General features: G+C 61.0%; 17 protein-coding genes. 14 read left to right on the top strand and 3 right to left on the bottom strand.

Annotation, left to right across the window (positions count from 1 at the left end; all coding sequences use genetic code 11):
* Nucleotides 1-31: 31 nt before the first annotated feature.
* Together LPW11_RS19885 and LPW11_RS19880 are read left to right on the top strand one after the other, a co-directional pair.
* Nucleotides 32-1,066: an amino acid ABC transporter permease gene (locus tag LPW11_RS19885; protein ID WP_230995606.1), complete on the top strand. Its 1,035-nt coding sequence runs from the start codon at nucleotides 32-34 to the stop codon at nucleotides 1,064-1,066.
* The gene (locus tag LPW11_RS19880) at nucleotides 1,053-1,829 is read left to right on the top strand and encodes an amino acid ABC transporter ATP-binding protein (RefSeq protein ID WP_230995605.1); all 777 of its coding nucleotides are present in this window, start codon (nucleotides 1,053-1,055) and stop codon (nucleotides 1,827-1,829) included. Before LPW11_RS19885 ends, LPW11_RS19880 begins: the two co-directional genes overlap by 14 nt.
* Nucleotides 1,830-1,887: 58 nt before the next feature.
* Here the strand turns inward: LPW11_RS19880 and LPW11_RS19875 are convergent, their stop codons facing one another.
* Both LPW11_RS19875 and LPW11_RS19870 read right to left on the bottom strand, forming a co-directional pair.
* Nucleotides 1,888-2,883 (bottom strand): IS30 family transposase, encoded by a 996-nt coding sequence (locus LPW11_RS19875; RefSeq protein WP_230995604.1) that lies wholly within the window; start codon nucleotides 2,881-2,883, stop codon nucleotides 1,888-1,890.
* Between the two features lie 175 nt (nucleotides 2,884-3,058).
* Nucleotides 3,059-3,994 (bottom strand): DMT family transporter, encoded by a 936-nt coding sequence (locus LPW11_RS19870; RefSeq protein WP_230995603.1) that lies wholly within the window; start codon nucleotides 3,992-3,994, stop codon nucleotides 3,059-3,061.
* A gap of 362 nt (nucleotides 3,995-4,356) precedes the next feature.
* Between LPW11_RS19870 and LPW11_RS19865 the strand changes: the two genes are divergently transcribed.
* From LPW11_RS19865 to LPW11_RS19840, 6 genes are read left to right on the top strand one after another with little or no spacing between them, the layout of a single operon-like run.
* On the top strand, nucleotides 4,357-5,232 hold the full coding sequence (locus LPW11_RS19865) for a branched-chain amino acid ABC transporter permease (protein WP_230995602.1): 876 nt from the start codon (nucleotides 4,357-4,359) through the stop codon (nucleotides 5,230-5,232).
* Between the two features lie 4 nt (nucleotides 5,233-5,236).
* Entirely contained in the window at nucleotides 5,237-6,166 is a 930-nt protein-coding gene (locus LPW11_RS19860) for a branched-chain amino acid ABC transporter permease (protein ID WP_230995601.1), read from the top strand.
* Between the two features lie 39 nt (nucleotides 6,167-6,205).
* A complete protein-coding gene (locus tag LPW11_RS19855; RefSeq protein ID WP_230995600.1) occupies nucleotides 6,206-6,979 on the top strand; it encodes an ABC transporter ATP-binding protein in 774 nt (257 codons plus the stop codon).
* A 32-nt stretch (nucleotides 6,980-7,011) separates the two neighbouring features.
* Nucleotides 7,012-7,716 (top strand): ABC transporter ATP-binding protein, encoded by a 705-nt coding sequence (locus LPW11_RS19850; RefSeq protein ID WP_230998333.1) that lies wholly within the window; start codon nucleotides 7,012-7,014, stop codon nucleotides 7,714-7,716.
* A gap of 1 nt (nucleotide 7,717) precedes the next feature.
* Nucleotides 7,718-8,659 carry a DMT family transporter gene (locus tag LPW11_RS19845; RefSeq protein ID WP_230995599.1) on the top strand — a complete coding sequence of 314 codons (942 nt, stop codon included), beginning with the start codon at nucleotides 7,718-7,720 and terminating at the stop codon, nucleotides 8,657-8,659.
* Entirely contained in the window at nucleotides 8,656-9,261 is a 606-nt protein-coding gene (locus tag LPW11_RS19840; RefSeq protein ID WP_230995598.1) for a MarC family protein, read from the top strand. Before LPW11_RS19845 ends, LPW11_RS19840 begins: the two co-directional genes overlap by 4 nt.
* A 477-nt stretch (nucleotides 9,262-9,738) precedes the next feature.
* Here the strand turns inward: LPW11_RS19840 and LPW11_RS19835 are convergent, their stop codons facing one another.
* Nucleotides 9,739-11,184, bottom strand: coding sequence for an aminotransferase-like domain-containing protein (locus LPW11_RS19835; protein WP_230995597.1), 1,446 nt, complete (start codon nucleotides 11,182-11,184; stop codon nucleotides 9,739-9,741).
* Between the two features lie 192 nt (nucleotides 11,185-11,376).
* Between LPW11_RS19835 and LPW11_RS19830 the strand changes: the two genes are divergently transcribed.
* The 6 genes from LPW11_RS19830 to LPW11_RS19805 are packed head-to-tail and all read left to right on the top strand — an operon-like array spanning nucleotide 11,377 to nucleotide 15,049.
* Nucleotides 11,377-11,646 (top strand): DUF2917 domain-containing protein, encoded by a 270-nt coding sequence (locus tag LPW11_RS19830; RefSeq protein ID WP_230995596.1) that lies wholly within the window; start codon nucleotides 11,377-11,379, stop codon nucleotides 11,644-11,646.
* Between the two features lie 52 nt (nucleotides 11,647-11,698).
* On the top strand, nucleotides 11,699-12,187 hold the full coding sequence (locus LPW11_RS19825; RefSeq protein WP_230995595.1) for a YbaK/EbsC family protein: 489 nt from the start codon (nucleotides 11,699-11,701) through the stop codon (nucleotides 12,185-12,187).
* The gene (gene rarD / locus LPW11_RS19820) at nucleotides 12,184-13,137 is read left to right on the top strand and encodes an EamA family transporter RarD (protein WP_230995594.1); all 954 of its coding nucleotides are present in this window, start codon (nucleotides 12,184-12,186) and stop codon (nucleotides 13,135-13,137) included. The genes LPW11_RS19825 and rarD overlap by 4 nt, the downstream gene beginning before the upstream one ends.
* Nucleotides 13,134-14,036 (top strand): DMT family transporter, encoded by a 903-nt coding sequence (locus LPW11_RS19815; RefSeq protein ID WP_230995593.1) that lies wholly within the window; start codon nucleotides 13,134-13,136, stop codon nucleotides 14,034-14,036. Before rarD ends, LPW11_RS19815 begins: the two co-directional genes overlap by 4 nt.
* Nucleotides 14,026-14,730 carry an AzlC family ABC transporter permease gene (locus tag LPW11_RS19810; RefSeq protein ID WP_230995592.1) on the top strand — a complete coding sequence of 235 codons (705 nt, stop codon included), beginning with the start codon at nucleotides 14,026-14,028 and terminating at the stop codon, nucleotides 14,728-14,730. The genes LPW11_RS19815 and LPW11_RS19810 overlap by 11 nt, the downstream gene beginning before the upstream one ends.
* Nucleotides 14,723-15,049 carry an AzlD domain-containing protein gene (locus LPW11_RS19805; protein WP_230995591.1) on the top strand — a complete coding sequence of 109 codons (327 nt, stop codon included), beginning with the start codon at nucleotides 14,723-14,725 and terminating at the stop codon, nucleotides 15,047-15,049. Before LPW11_RS19810 ends, LPW11_RS19805 begins: the two co-directional genes overlap by 8 nt.
* Nucleotides 15,050-15,139: the final 90 nt, after the last annotated feature.

The raw sequence follows: 15,139 nt of genomic DNA, 5'->3' as shown, positions 1-15,139 counted from the left end.
TGAATTTGCATCATGTAGAAGAAGGCTGTTTATGACTCTTTTTCCAAAGGTATCCAGCAGGGTCGCTCTGACGACCCTGCTTTTTTTGTGGGCGCTCTTCCTCCCCTTTTTCCATGCCGGTGCGGCCTCCCTTGAGCCGGACCAGGTCTTCAGGCAGGCAAACGAGCTGATGGGGCAGGGTGACCTCCCTGCGGCGCTCGCCGAGCTCCAGAAGATCCCGAAGCCTGCCGGTGCTGACGACGGCGAGGCTTACGTACGGAGCCGGATGCAGATCGCAAAGCTCCACTTTTCTCTCGGCGAGATGGAAAAAGCACAAGGGGCCGCCCGCGAGGTGCTCGCGCTCTACCCCGACAACAGCGAGGCGAAGAACTTCGTGGCGTCCGTCGCCTCGGCGATGCAGCCGAAGTACGTCACCTTCCTGAAGGACTGCCTGCGCTTCCTTCCGTCCCTTCTGAAGGGGGCATGCACCACGCTTCTTCTCGTAATCGGCACGATGCTCATCTCCCCCTTCGGCGGCCTTCTTCTCGCGCTGGGGAGGATCAGCACCTATCGCCCCGTCTCCGGTTTCTGCTGGTTCGTGATCTGGTTCTTTCGCGGCACTCCGCTTCTTTTGCAGCTCTTCTTCATCTACTACGGCCTTCCGTCGCTGGGGATCACCCTGTCGCCGCACACGGCTGCGATCATCGGCCTTGGGCTCAACTATTCCGCCTATCTCGGCGAGATCATCCGCGGCGGCATCCAGAGTATCGACCACGGGCAGATGGAAGCCGCAAAGGCGATCGGGATGAGCTACCGCCAGGCGATGCGGCGCGTGATCATTCCCCAGACCTACAAGCGGCTCATGCCGCCGGTGGGGAACGAGTTCATCGCGCTCATCAAGGACACCGCGCTCGTCTCCACCATCGCCATGGTGGAGCTCATGCGCTCCGCCGACCAGCTCTTCAACACCTATTTCAACGTGACGGCGCTTGTCCTGGCGGCACTCGTCTATCTCGCCTTCACCACCCTCTTCACTTTCATTTTCGAAAAGATCGAGTACCGTGCGGGGATTTATGAACACCGATAGGCTGCCGCTCATTCAGCTCGAGGGGATCACGAAGCGCTTCAAGAGTTTGACGGCGGTAAACGGGGTCTCCCTCTCCGTCCATCCCGGTGAAAAGCTCGTCATCATCGGTCCGTCCGGCTCCGGGAAGTCGACCCTTCTGCGCTCCATCAACTTCCTGGAGGAGATCGACGAGGGGACGATCCGGTTCGAGGGGCGTGAGGTGGGGTACGTGCGCAAGCACGGGAAGCTGCACCTGGACAAACAGCCGGTCATCTGTGCCTTGCGCGCCGAGATCGGTATGGTTTTCCAGCACTTCCACCTCTTTCCGCACATGACGGTGCTGGGAAATGTCATGGAAGGGCCGCTCACCGTACAGAAGAAATCTGCCGACGAGGCGAGAAGTATCGCCATCGACATGCTGGCAAAGGTGGGGCTCTCCGAGAAGCGAGACGTTTATCCTGCGACCCTTTCGGGGGGGCAGAAGCAGAGGGTGGCGATCGCCCGGGCACTCGCGATGCGACCCAAACTGATGCTCTTTGACGAGCCTACCTCGGCCCTTGACCCCGAGCTGGTGGGGGAAGTCTTCGACACCATCCATGCCCTTGCCGACGAAGGGATGACGATGATCATCGTGACGCATCACATGGGTTTTGCGCGCGAGCTCGCGGACCGGGTCATGTTCATGGAAAAGGGGAATTTCATCGCGGAAGGAAAACCGTACGAGTTCTTCGACAACCAGGGGGGGAATGAGCGTATCAAGAGCTTCCTGAGCAGGATTATCTAGCCACTGCTTTGACTTCTTCAACTTAGTGCCGGCCTGGCGAAAAAGCTAAAAGGTGAATTCAAGTTGTAAATGCACCACCGAATGATGCACGCAGAACTTCCGCAGGAGTCCGGTAGCCGAGGCACTTTCGTGGTCGATCGTTGACCTGTTTCACGACCTGCTGAATTTCTTCCTCTGAGAGGGTCCTGAAGTCGAACCCCTTCGGAAAGTAGTGCCGCAAGATGCCGTTTGTGTTCTCATTGGTGCCACGCTGCCAAGACGCATAAGGATCCGCGAAATACACGGTAAGCCCTGTCTTAGTTTCCAGATCTTTGAATTCCGCAAACTCACTACCGTTATCAACGGTTACTGTCTGGCAGAGGATCTCGGGCAGAGGGCTGAAGCACCTCGCGCTATGATCCGTCATGGTTGCGGCCCTTCTGTCTGCGAGTCTTGCGGCAAGTAAAAAGCGGCTCTTGCGCTCAACGTACGTGGCAAGGTTTCCTGCGCCTTTCGCACCGTGCAGCGTGTCGCCTTCCCAGTCCCCAAATCGTTCTCTGGTACCAACTACTGCCGGCCTCTCCTTAATTGAGACTCGACCCGGAATGAACCGCCGTCCTGCGCAGTAGCGCGTTTGCCTACGGCGATTCCGCCTCCGACGGCGAAGATGCTTGTGAAGCTCGCCACCTTCTCTGGCGTCTAGGTAAATCCAGCGGTAGATGGTTTCATGACTGATGCGCATCGCCCGGTCCATTGGGAAATCCATTTTGAGCCTGGCGGCAATGGCTTCAGGTGGCCAATCCAGCATCAATTTCTCTTCAACGTAAGCGACCAGATCGGCGTTGTCCTGCCGCCGGAAAGACCTGGGCTGGTGACGACGTTTAAGCGCAGTGCCATGCGTGAAGGTGTACCAGTAAACTCCATCGGGGTATGTCGGGCCGTTGCGCGCAATCTCGCGCATGATGCTTGTGTGATGGCGTCCAAGCCTACGGCCGATTTCGCGAAGGCTAAATTTCGCCACCTTCAAATGGCTGATGACATATCGCTCATTTTCTGTAAGATGCGTGTAGGACATGGCGGGCTCCTCCTGGGGTATGTGTTGGTCGCGCTTCACACACTACCAGATTTGCCTGTCATGTCCTGCTTTTACATCAACTGGTGCAATTAAGAATAGAATCCACCAAATTCAAGACCTGACCCCGGGGTCAGGTCTTGAATTATAAGGTTTTGTACTCAGGCCGCTTCCGCAGCTACTCCGCATCTCCCTCTGTCGCCAGCCGCGCTCTTTTCCGGACCGGCAGCGATACAAGTAGTACCCCTCCCAGAATGAGGGCACCGCCGGCGAAGAATGAGCTGCCGAGGTGCTCGCCCAGTATGAGCCATCCCAGCAATGCCCCCACTACCGGCTGCAGAAAGAAGAAGACCGAGCCGACCCCTGCCTCCACAAGCTGCAACCCCTTGTTCCACAGGAAAAACGCCCCCGCCGTTGCCACGACGCCGAGATAGGCGATCGCCAGCCATACGATCGGACGATCGAGCCCCTGCACCGGCAGGTAGCGCCACTCCAGAACCATGGCGGGTGTGGTGAAGATCGCGGCCCAGAATATGGCATAGGCGGTCGTCACGAGCGGCGGGTAGCTGGCAGATGCCCGTCGCGCCAGCACGGAGAGGAGCGCCCATGTCCCCGCCGCCCCGAGAAGGGCCAGGTTCCCGAGGAGTGCCCGGCTTCCCGCGCCGTCTCCACTCTCCCAGCCGACTACAACCAGCACGCCGAAGCTGGCGAGAACCACGGAGAGGACTTTCCGGACGCTCAATCTCTCTCCGAGCATGGTGCGCGCGAAGACGACTATGAAGGCGGGGCTCGCGGAGGTGAGGATCGCTCCCATGTGTGCGCTGGAGAGTCGCGTCCCGATGAACTGAAGCCCGACGGAGACGAAGTAGCCGATGAAGCCTATGCTCATGAAGGTGCGGCAGTCGTTCAGGAGAGGCTGCCGCAGACCGGAGCGGGTGACCAGGGCAAAGAGGACCGCAAATCCGACCACGTAGCGCAGCCACAGGAGGGTGAAGGGGGGGACGAAATCGAGGGCGTACTTGCTGACGACATACATCCCGCCCCAGATGGAGGCGGCGCCGGCGAGTGCGAGATAGCCGGCAAGGGGACGGTTACTTGTGCTGCCATGCTGCATCGATGACCTCTTGATAGGAAAAGTACGGAATTCTAACCTCATTTTTCCGTCGGGGCAACCGATAACGTTCGGGGTGGGGAAGGGGGGGCATCTTCCTCGACCGGTCAACGCTTAGGTGCGCGTAAACCTGCGTAATCTTCGCGTAATGAACCAATCCTTATTTTGGTAATACCAAATATTTGTCTTGCCCCTGAGCCCGATTCATGGTAGATATCCCGGGCTTAGTGTAGCGGTGTATACAAAATACGCCCGCACCCGCACGCCGCAACGTCCCGTCTTTCCCGCGATCGAAGCCGCTGTGTGGTGCGTCACTCATGAACAACCGGCCACGCCGAGAAAATCGTGACAAGGACCGTCGAACAATGTTTCTACAGCAACTCATAAACGGCATAGCCCTGGGGAGCACCTACGCGCTCATCGCGCTCGGCTACACCATGGTGTACGGCATCATCACCCTCATCAACTTTGCTCACGGCGAGATCTTCATGGCCGGTGCCTTCGTGGGGATGCTGCTGGTCAGCTACTTCAAGCTGAACATCTTCGTGGCGATGGCTCTCTCCATGACCTTCTGCATGATCCTTGGCGTGGTCATCGAGCTCATCGCCTACCGCAGGCTGCGCCGCTCCTCCAGGCTCTCGGCCCTCATCTCCGCGATCGGCGTCTCCATCTTCCTTTCCTCGCTGGCCCTCATGATCTTCGGCGCCGACGCAAAGGCATTCCCCGACAACGCATTCCCGCTGCACCAGATACACATCGGCAACGCCGACATCTCCACTCTGCAGATCTCCATCATCGGCATCTCCGCTCTTCTCATGCTGACGCTCGAGTTCATCGTGCAGAAGACGAAGATCGGTAAGGCGATGAGGGCGACCTCTGAGGACTACACCGCAGCCGCACTGATGGGAATAAACGTAAACCGCGTCATCTCCTTCACCTTCGCGCTCGGCTCCGCGCTCGCCGCCGCAGGGGGGATGCTGGTGGGACTCCTTTTCAACGCCGTTACCTTCAACATGGGACTCATGGCGGGCCTGAAGGCCTTCGCTGCCGCTGTCCTCGGGGGGATCGGTTCCATTCCCGGCGCGATGCTGGGAGGGGTGCTTCTCGGGGTGACCGAGGTTTTCGGGGTGGCGATCGGCTACTCCTCCTACCGCGATGCAATCGCCTTTGCGATCCTCGTCCTGGTGCTGCTCCTGAAGCCGACCGGCCTCCTCGGCCAAAAAATCCAGAAGAAGGTTTAAGAACATGGCTGATTTTCTCCAGAGCTTGGTGGGGTCCATCGACCCCTATACATTGCAGATCCTTGTGAACATCGGCGTCGCCATCCCGCTCGCCCTTGGTCTCAACGTCATCACCGGCCTTACCGGGCAGCTCTCCCTGGGGCACGCGGCCTTCATGAGCATCGGCGCCTTCATCAGCGCGATCTTCACCAACAGGCTGGGGCTCCCCTTCGAGCTGAACCTGGTGATGTCCGGCCTCTTTACCGCACTGATCGGCGTCATGATCGGATTTCCGATCCTGCGTCTCACCGGCGATTACCTCGCGATCTGCACCCTCGGGTTTGCCGAGATCGTGAAGGTCGTCTTCCTGAACCTCGATATCACCAACAAGGCGCTCGGCTTGCAGGTCCTCCCTGCGAAGACCGTGATCCCGATGCCGATCTTAGTCTGGGTGGTGGCGATCCTCGCCATCATCTTCGTGACCTTCCTGCAGTCCTCCCGTTTCGGCAGGGCGCTGAAGGCGATACGCGAGGACGAGATCGCCGCCGAGGCGATGGGGATCAACCTGCCGCGCTACAAGGTGCAGTCCTTTGCCATCGGTACCTTCCTCGCCGGGATCGGCGGGGCGCTCTATGCGCACTTCCTGAGCTACATCAACCCCTCCGACTTCGGCTTCCTGAAATCGGTCGACATTCTGAGCATGGTGGTCCTCGGCGGCCTCGGGTCGATCCCCGGCACCGTCTTTGGCGCCGCGATCCTGACCGCAGCGCCGGAGTTCCTCCGCTTCATGTCCCAGTACCGGATGCTCGTCTACGGCGCGCTCCTTGTCTGCCTCATGGTGTTCCGCCCCAACGGCCTTCTCGGGGGCGTGAACTTCACCGGCCTTCTCATGCGGGCCCTCGGTCGCAAGGCGCACGAGACGCTCCCCCACATCGTGGAGCGCAACGAGCTGTAAGCGGCCCCGGCCGTCACATCAACAAGCAGGGATTTCCGTATGGCTACAATACTTAACCTCGATAAAGTGACTATCCGTTTCGGCGGCCTCGTGGCGGTCGACAAGGTCGACCTCGCCGTGGAGGAGGGGAGCATCCAGGCCCTCATCGGGCCGAACGGCGCGGGAAAGAGCACCCTCTTCAACCTGATCACCGGGATCTACACCCCGACGGAGGGGAAGATCAGCTTCAGCGGCAGCCAGATCAGCGGCAAGAAGACGCACCAGATCGCCGCCCTCGGCATCGGGCGCACCTTCCAGAACATCCGCCTCTTCAACGAGCTGACCGTGCTGGAAAACGTGCTGATCGGAGCCCATACCCAGGGCACCTGGGACCTCATGGGCGCCATCATGGCACCGGCCCCCTGGGTGAAGAAGCAGGAGGCGGAGCTCGTGAAGCTCGCCATGGAGTGCCTCGGCCGCGTCGAGCTCGCCGGGAAGGCTGCGGAGCTTGCCTCCAACCTCTCCTACGGGGAGCAGCGCCGCCTGGAGATTGCCCGCGCCCTGGCGCTGAAGCCGCGCATCATCCTCCTCGATGAGCCGGCTGCCGGCATGAACCCCTTCGAGAAGCAGATCCTCATGGACATCGTGCAGAAGATCAGGGGGACCGGCATCACCGTTTTCCTCGTGGAGCACGACATGAAGTTCGTGATGGGGATCTCCGACCGGATCACCGTTCTCGACTACGGCGTTAAGATCGCCGAGGGGAACCCGGACGAGGTGCGCGCCAACCCGAAGGTCATCGAGGCCTACCTCGGCAAAGCGGCCGTCCACTAGGGACCAAGACCAAGATCGCAAAGGATCAGATGATGCTCGTCGTTGAACAACTCTCGGTAAATTACAAGGCGATCAAGGCCCTCAAAGGTGTCAACTGCGAAGTGAAGCAGGGTGAGATCGTAGCGCTGATCGGTGCCAACGGCGCCGGGAAGACCACCATTCTCAACACCATCTCGGGGATCGTCCCGGCGGCCGCCGGCAAGATCTCCTATAACGGAAAAGATATTACCCAGGTTCCCCCCCACGAGATCGTGAAGATGGGGATCTGCCAGGTTCCGGAAGGGCGTCGCGTCTTCTCCAAGATGAGCGTTCTGGAGAACCTGGAGATGGGTGCCTATTCCAAGAGCGACAAGAAGATGATGCAGGACGGGATCGAGCGGGCCTTTTCGCTCTTCCCCCGCCTTGCCGAGCGCAAGAAGCAGCTCGCGAAGACCCTCTCCGGCGGGGAGCAGCAGATGCTCGCCATGGGGCGCGCCCTGATGACCAGCCCGAAGCTCCTCCTCCTGGACGAGCCCTCCATGGGGCTTGCTCCGATGCTGGTGGAGAAGATCTTCGAGATCATCGGCGAGATCAACAAGACCGGGACGACGATCATGCTGGTGGAGCAGAACGCCCACATGGCGCTCTCCATCGCCAACCGCGCCTACGTCCTCGAGACGGGCGAGGTCGTCCTGAAAGGTGACGCCAAGGAGCTGGCAGCTAATCCCGAGGTGCGCAAGGCTTACCTTGGAGAATAGGGTGCCTGAGGCAACCGTACATAAACCGCTGGTGAACCCCTACCTTGCAGTCCTGGTAGGGGTTTTTGCCGTCTCCTTCTCGGCGCTCTTCGTGCGGCTGTGCACGGCGCCCCCCCTCATTATCGCGAGCTACCGGCTCCTTTTCACCTTCCTTCTCCTGGCGCCCACCACTGTTGCCGGGCGCCTTCGCGGCGTGCGAGCGATGAATCGCCGGCAGCTCCTCCTGTGCGCCGGAAGCGGCGCCTTCCTGGCGCTCCACTTCGTCACCTGGTTCACCTCGCTCAAATACACAAGCGTCGCCAGCTCCGTCGTCATCGTCACCACCCAGCCCGTCTTCGTGCTCCTCGGCTCGTGGCTCTTCTTTGGAGAGAAGGTGCCGCGCATGGCCGTCTTTGGCGGGATACTCGCCCTCTCCGGCAGCTTCGTCATCGGGGCGGGGGATTTCAAGATCGGGATGGATGCCTTCTGGGGGGACGTGCTGGCATTTGCCGCAGCAATCTTCGTCTCCGGCTACATCCTGATCGGGCGGCGGCTGCGGGGGAGCGTGGAGCTCTCCGGGTATACCTTCGTGACCTACGGCGTGAGCTCCGTCGTGCTGGTCGCGGCGACCCTCTTTGCGAAGATCCCTTTTTACCCGTATCCCGCTGCAGACTGGGTACTCGTTCTTGCACTGGCGGGCGTGTGCACAGTCCTTGGCCACACGACCTTCAACTGGGCGCTACGCTACGTGCAGGCGTCGGTCGTCTCCGTCAGCATCCTCGGCGAGCCGCTCGGAGCAATCCTTTGGGCCTCGATCTTCCTCCATGAGACCCCGACCGCGCGCCAGCTTCTCGGCGGGGCGCTGATCTTTGCCGGCCTCTTCATCTTTACCAGGGTCTCGTCCCGCTACTCAAAGAGTGCGGCGGTGACTGGAGCCTCCTCCGCCACGACGGAGGCATCATGAACATGTACGTAAACTTCTTCATCAGCGTGTGGATCAAGTTCTTCTTCCTCCTCACCCCCTTCTTCGTCCTCTCCGTATTTCTGGCGATGACCCAGGAGATGGGAGGGGAGGGGAGGCGCAGGCTGGCGGTCCGCGTCACCTTCGCCGTCTTGCTCGCCTGTTTCATTCTCTATTTCTTCGGCAACCATCTCTTCACCCTCTTCGGCATCACCCTCGACGCTTTCCGCATCGGCGCCGGCGCCCTCCTTTTCCTTTCGGCCGTGCAGATGGTGCAGGGGGAGGCGGTCGCGCCTGGAGAGCGGCAGGACGACATTTCAGTCGTGCCGCTGGCGATCCCGATCACGGTGGGGCCGGCGACGACCGGTGCCTTGATGGTCATGGGTGCTGATCTGCAGGAGTACTGGCAGGTGACGGCGGGATGCGGTGCGCTTGCCGCAGCGGTGTTGTGCATCGGGATAATTCTGTACTGCGCGCAGGCGATAGAGCATGTGATCGGGAGGAAGGGGATAACGATCATGAGCAAGCTCACCGGCCTCATGCTCGCCGCGATCGCCGCTCAGCTGGTCTTTACCGGGATACGGGGTTTCCTGGGGATCCACTGACTATCTCCGGGCTCCGGGGAGATGGCGGCTGCGCCGCCAACGTGGGCGGAGATGCCTGCGCTCCAGCGTGAGGCCCCGGGGCAGTGAAGAGATATCTCAGTGCCAACGAAGAGCTAAATCCCCCCTGTCCCCCCTTCGCGAAGGGTCTTCCGGGAATTCTGGGGAACGCGCTACAAAGAATCCGGGTGCGCCCACGCTGGAGCGTAGGCATCTTGCCTGCGATGGCGGCGCAGCCGCCACAGACCGCGCGGCTGGCGCCGCGGTACAGGCTGGGAAGCCTGTGCTCCAGCGCGGCGCCACTAGTGTCCCCTCACGTCAACGGAAGCGACCGGGCTGAATTCCCGGAATTCCCGGATGAACCTTCGCAAAGGGGGGAACGTTGGGCCTTCTGCAGTGCTTCGTGGCAATGTACCGACCCCGGAATTGCCGGAGGAGCCTTTCAAGGGGGAGGGACAGGGCGGGGATGGGGTGCGCCCCTCAACTCTCCATCGCTGCGGCAAATTTCCCGAGCGTTTCTATCGCCCGTTCCACCCTATCGGACCAGTATCCGGCATTGAGGCGAATGCAGTTGCGGTACTTCTGCATCGCCGAGAAGACCGGCCCCGGCGCGATGGTGATACCCGCCTTCAGCGCCTGCTCGTACAGGACGAGGGAGTCGACGTATTCCGGAAACTCCACCCACAGCACAAACCCCCCTGCAGGATTGGTGATCTTCGTCCCTTCAGGGAAGTAGCGTCCGACCGCCTGCGCCATGAGCGAGGTCTGCCGGGCGTGGATCCGCCTCAGGGTCCTCAGGTGATGGTCGTAGCCGCCATTTGCCAGAAACTCCGCTATCGCCAGTTGCGGCGGGGTGGCGTCGGCTATCGTGGTGATCCCCTTCAGTCTCTCGATCTCCCCCTGAAAGCGCCCCGGCGCGATCCAGCCGACCCGGTACCCCGGTGCGAGCGTCTTGGAAAAGGAGGAGCAGAGCATCACCAGCCCCTTCTTGTCGTACGACTTCGCCACCCGCGGCCGCTCGTGCGAGAAGCTGAGGTCGCCGTTCAGGTCGTCCTCGATGAGAGGGACGTCGTGCGCGGCCAGGAGCTCCACAAGCTCCTTTTTTTTGTCGTCCGGCATGAGACTCCCCAACGGGTTGGAGAAGTTGCTCACCACGAGGCAGGCGCTGATCTTGTTGTGCTCCATGGCGTAGCGCAGGGTGTCGATCCTCATCCCGTCCCGCGGATGGGTCGGTATCTCCAGCGCCTTCAGGCCGTAAAGCTCCAGTGCCTGCAGGAAGTTGTAGTAGCTCGGCGACTCGATGGCGACGGTGTCACCGGGGCGGCAGACGGCAAGGAGCGCGAGATTGACCGCTTCCATGCAGCCGCAGGTGGTGACGATCTGGTCCGGGGTGAGGGTGCAGCCGGTGGAGACGAGACGGCGGGCGACCTGCACCCGCAGCTTCTCGCAACCGGGAGGGCTCTCGTAGGAAACGCTCTGCTCCCGGTAGCGGCGCGCCTCGGTGGAGAGCATGCGGTTCAGCCTGTCCACCGGGAGGTGCTCGGGATTGGGGATCGCCGCGCCGAGCGGGACGAGGGAGGTGTCCCGCATGTCGCGCATGATCATGTTGGAGAGCTCCTTGATGCTCACCTTCGTCGGCTGCGAGCGCGGGGACGAGACCCCTGGCTCGGCAGGGATGTTCCCGAGACGCGCCAGCACGTAGTACCCTGACTGCGGACGTGCCTCGATGAGGCTGCGGTCCTCCAGCAGCCCGTACGCCTCCATCACCGTGTTGATGCTCACGTTGAGCTGACGGCTCAAGGCCCGCACCGAGGGTATCCGCGAGCCGGGGCCGAAGGTGCCCTCTTCGATGAGGTGGGCGACCTGCCCGGCGACTTCTTCATAAAGGGGCGTTTTCGAGCCGTTGACGCTGCAGTTCTTTTCCATGGGCCACATCCTATCGAGTCGGCAAGTCTTGCGACAGTAACAGTTGCGCGAATAAAAATAGGGTACAGTGTCGCGATTGTCAAACTGTTATGGTGACAATTGTAATTTAATGTATCTGTTATTTTTCGCAAGGTACTTTATAGTATCCATCATCAAAGGAATAGCCGCTTCGGTGAAGCGGAAGGGGGAGTCATGGAAATCGGACTCGATGATGGCGCTGTACTGGGGATTGACGGAAACAAGGAAGTGAGGGCCCTGCGCTGTCTGGCGGGATGTCTCTACCTGACGCGGAGCGGGGACCCGTGTGACTACGTACTCACACCGGGGGAACAGATCGAGGTAACCGCCCGTGAACACATCGTCGTGGAAGCATGGGGGGATGCCCGGTTAAAATGTATCGCCGCGGCAGCGATGCCGCACCGTAAACCTGCCGAGGTGTGGCACCTGGTGGGATCCGCCTAGCTCAGCGCCAGGCCCCGCCGCCAATTGCAATTTGATCTCTTTTGGAGTTGATATGGAAGCACAACTGAGCAGGAGCGCGCAGCGCGTGCAGGATGCCCTGACGGCTCTCGGGCTTTCCTGCCGCGTGGAGGAGCGCTCCGAGAGTACCCGCAGCGCGGAAGAGGCGGCGCAGGTTGTCGGCTGCGATGTGGGGCAGATTGTAAAATCCCTCCTTTTCCGCGGGACGGTCAGCGGCAACCCTCTCTTTGTCCTTGCCAGCGGTCGCAACCGCGTCGCAGAGGCGCGCCTCGCCGAAATAGCCGGAGAGCCGATCGCAAAGGCAAATGCTGCTTTCGTGCGTGAGAAGACCGGCTTCGCCATCGGCGGGGTCGCCCCCCTCGGGCACCCGGAAAAGCTTCCGACGGTAATAGATGAGGACCTGCTGCAGTACCAGGAATTGTGGGCAGCGGCGGGGACGCCGGCGGCCCTCTTTCGGCTCACGCCGCAGGAGCTCTCAGTCATAACAGACGGTCAAATCGCCGCTATCAGGGAGAGTGCATGAGTACCGGTGCAACTGAGGCCGGCTTGACCGCTGCGCAGGAAAGCAGACGCGGCGTACTCTGCGGCCTTGCGGCATATCTCGTGTGGGGCTTCTTTCCGCTCTTTTTCAAGCTCGTTTCCCACATCCCGCCGCTGGAGGTGGTGGCGCACCGGATCGTCTGGTCGATGCTCTTTCTGGCCGTACTGGTGACGGTCAGCGGTCGCTGGGGTGAGATCCGCAGCGCGTTTCGCGTGTGGAAGACCTTTGCCACGCTCTGCTGCAGCACGGTTCTCATCGCCGCCAACTGGCTTATCTTCATCTATGCGATAGGGAAGGGGGAGGTGCTGCAGTCGAGTCTCGGCTACTTCATGAATCCCCTGGTCAACGTCCTGCTCGGCTTTTTGCTCCTGCGCGAGCGGATGCAGCGCTTGCAGGCGGTGAGCCTTCTCCTTGCGGTCGTCGGTGTCGCAGTTTCTGCAGTCACCCTCGGCGCAGTCCCCTGGATCGCCATTCTCCTCGCCATCACCTTTGGGCTGTACGGCCTTCTGCGCAAGACAGTGGCCGTCGACTCGCTGGTGGGGCTCTCCATGGAGACCTTCCTCGCGGGGCCGATGGCGCTGGTTCTTCTGGTTAATCTGGGGCTCACCGGGCGCGGCGCCTTTCTCGCGGGACCTGCAGCCGACACCGGCGTCCTCATCCTTTGCGGGGTGGTGACGGCCGTCCCGCTCCTTTTCTTTGCTGCCGCCGCGCGCCGCCTGAGGCTCATGACCATGGGCTTTCTGCAGTACATCACTCCGAGCCTCCACTTCCTGCAGGCGGTCTGGCTTTACCACGAGCCCTTCACTGCTGCGAACCTCGCATCGTTTCTCTGCATCTGGAGCGGGCTCGCGCTTTACTCGTGGTCGGCTATCTCTACTGCCCGGCGCGACATCGTCCTCCGTAACGTACCCGCGGAGGCGCCCCAGGAATGAAAGACTCCACCAAGGGGAGCATCTACGCGCTCCTGGCCGTGCTCCTTTTCGCCACCCTCGGAACGACCTTCAAGCTCAGTGTCTCCCGCCTCGACGGTTACAGCGTCACGGTGTACATGGGGAGCTTCGCGGTCCTGGCGCTCTTTCTGAACCTTTTGCGCACGGGGGAGGCGGGCGGGGTCGTCGCCGAATTTCGCAGGATGCCGCTCTTTTTCATCCTCACCGGCGTCATCGGGCTCGGTGTGCAGCAGCTTCTGTGCATCAAGTCGTACGAGCACCTGCCCGCCGCCCAGGTCGTCATCCTCACCTATACGTATCCCCTCATGATGATCGTGCTGGCCCGCCTGGTGTACCGCGAGCACTCCTCGCTGCGCTCGGTCGCCTTTGTGCTCCTCGGCTTCATGGGAGTCTTCATTCTCGTCTCCGGCGGGAGCCTGCGCGGGTTCGAGATGAGCTCGGGGGTCCTTCTCTCCCTTGCCTGCGCCTTTACCTTTGCGCTCTTTTGCGTCCTCATCAAGCATGCCCGCTTCCATGTCGGTATCGGGATGTTCCTGTTCAACCTTTTCGGGCTCCTCTTTCTTCTTCTCCTTATGCCCTTCTACGGCTTCACCTGGCGCATCGGGGCCGTCGATCTCCTGATCCTCCTCTACATCGGCGTCTTCCCCACAGCGCTCGCCTTCATCCTCTGGAACCGCGCCCTGCAGCTTACCAGGACAAGCCACAGTTCGAACTTTGCGCTCCTCACTCCGGTTCTGTCGCTCGTCTTCATCACCCTCTTTCTGCGGGAGGAGATCGTCCTGTCACAGGTCGTGGGTATGTCGATCATCATCGGGGCAGTCTTTCTGAACCTGAACTTCGGTGACCCTGTCGCGACTGTGGAGGGGAATCTTGGTCAGTGAGCGTCACTGCGTCGTGCGGGACGGCCTTGGCGCCGCCTGGCCTGTCTGTCTCGGCTATCTCCCCATCGGGCTCTCCTTCGGGGTGCTGGCCCAGAAGGCGGGGCTCGGCCCGCTGCATGTCCTTTTGATGTCCGTGCTCGTCTTTGCCGGCGGTTCACAATTCATCGCCGTCGCCATGATCGGCAGCGGGGTCTCGGCAGTCACCATCGTCGCCACGACCTTCGTGGTGAACCTGAGGCATCTTCTTATGAGCTCCGCCATGTCCGTGCATTTTCCCGGGATCAGCAGGCGCTTTCTGGCTCTCTTTGCCTACGGGGTCACCGACGAAAGCTTCGCCGTCAACATGGCGCGCTTCAGGGGGGAAGGGTGGGACCGGTGGCGTGCCCTAACCATGAACCAGGCCGCGAATGCCTGCTGGGTTGTCAGCACCGTCGCCGGCGTCTACATCGGTAACCTCGTCCCCCCCGGCGCCTTCGGCATCGACTACGCCCTGACCGGCATGTTCATCTGCCTGCTGACCTTCCAGTTCCGGGAGAGGCTGCACATCATCACTGCAGTCGTCGCCGCCGTCCTCTCCGTATCCTTCTCCCTGATCTTCCAGGGAAACGGACACATAATCGCGGCCTCCTGCGCCGCCGCGACTATCGGCTTTCTGATAAAGAGACATTCAAGAAAAAGGAAGGTGCATGCCTGATATTCATTACGTACTGCTGATCGTGGGGATGGGGCTCGCCACGTATCTCCCGCGCATGCTCCCGCTGACCCTCCTTTCCCGCAGGCAACTCCCCCGCTGGCTCACCGACTGGCTCGACCTCGTGCCGGTCGCCATACTGAGTTCCCTTGTGGCGCCGGTGCTGGTAACCACCGGCACGCCGCGCACCTTCGATCCGTCGCGCCCCGATCTCCTGGCGGCGATTCCGACCCTCTTCTTTGCCCTCAAGACCCGCTCCCTTGCCGGGACCGTCATCGTAGGGATGGCGCTGTACTGGCTCCTTGGTCTTGTGCTGCGCTAACCCCACTCCGGAGCATGTCTCCTCCATCCCCCTATCAAAAATCCGTTTACACCTCATTAAGTTCTCAAGGTGCCGGCGCTTACGACGATA

It is taken from the genome of Geomonas sp. RF6 (assembly GCF_021044625.1).
In the GTDB taxonomy this organism is placed as follows: domain Bacteria; phylum Desulfobacterota; class Desulfuromonadia; order Geobacterales; family Geobacteraceae; genus RF6.
Note: the sequence above shows the minus strand (reverse complement) of the source record. Positions and strands in the feature narration are given on the sequence as shown.

Excerpts from the sequence above, each read along its gene's own strand:
- LPW11_RS19885 (WP_230995606.1), top strand. The coding sequence starts at position 32 with ATGACTCTTTTTCCAAAGGTATCCAGCAGGGTCGCTCTGACGACCCTG.
- LPW11_RS19875 (WP_230995604.1), bottom strand. The coding sequence starts at position 2,883 with ATGTCCTACACGCATCTTACAGAAAATGAGCGATATGTCATCAGCCAT.
- LPW11_RS19840 (WP_230995598.1), top strand. The coding sequence starts at position 8,656 with ATGAACATGTACGTAAACTTCTTCATCAGCGTGTGGATCAAGTTCTTC.
- LPW11_RS19825 (WP_230995595.1), top strand. The coding sequence starts at position 11,699 with ATGGAAGCACAACTGAGCAGGAGCGCGCAGCGCGTGCAGGATGCCCTG.
- LPW11_RS19835 (WP_230995597.1), bottom strand. The coding sequence starts at position 11,184 with ATGGAAAAGAACTGCAGCGTCAACGGCTCGAAAACGCCCCTTTATGAA.
- LPW11_RS19865 (WP_230995602.1), top strand. The coding sequence starts at position 4,357 with ATGTTTCTACAGCAACTCATAAACGGCATAGCCCTGGGGAGCACCTAC.
- LPW11_RS19855 (WP_230995600.1), top strand. The coding sequence starts at position 6,206 with ATGGCTACAATACTTAACCTCGATAAAGTGACTATCCGTTTCGGCGGC.
- LPW11_RS19880 (WP_230995605.1), top strand. The coding sequence starts at position 1,053 with ATGAACACCGATAGGCTGCCGCTCATTCAGCTCGAGGGGATCACGAAG.
- rarD (WP_230995594.1), top strand. The coding sequence starts at position 12,184 with ATGAGTACCGGTGCAACTGAGGCCGGCTTGACCGCTGCGCAGGAAAGC.
- LPW11_RS19850 (WP_230998333.1), top strand. The coding sequence starts at position 7,012 with ATGCTCGTCGTTGAACAACTCTCGGTAAATTACAAGGCGATCAAGGCC.
- LPW11_RS19805 (WP_230995591.1), top strand. The coding sequence starts at position 14,723 with ATGCCTGATATTCATTACGTACTGCTGATCGTGGGGATGGGGCTCGCC.
- LPW11_RS19860 (WP_230995601.1), top strand. The coding sequence starts at position 5,237 with ATGGCTGATTTTCTCCAGAGCTTGGTGGGGTCCATCGACCCCTATACA.
- LPW11_RS19830 (WP_230995596.1), top strand. The coding sequence starts at position 11,377 with ATGGAAATCGGACTCGATGATGGCGCTGTACTGGGGATTGACGGAAAC.
- LPW11_RS19815 (WP_230995593.1), top strand. The coding sequence starts at position 13,134 with ATGAAAGACTCCACCAAGGGGAGCATCTACGCGCTCCTGGCCGTGCTC.
- LPW11_RS19870 (WP_230995603.1), bottom strand. The coding sequence starts at position 3,994 with ATGCAGCATGGCAGCACAAGTAACCGTCCCCTTGCCGGCTATCTCGCA.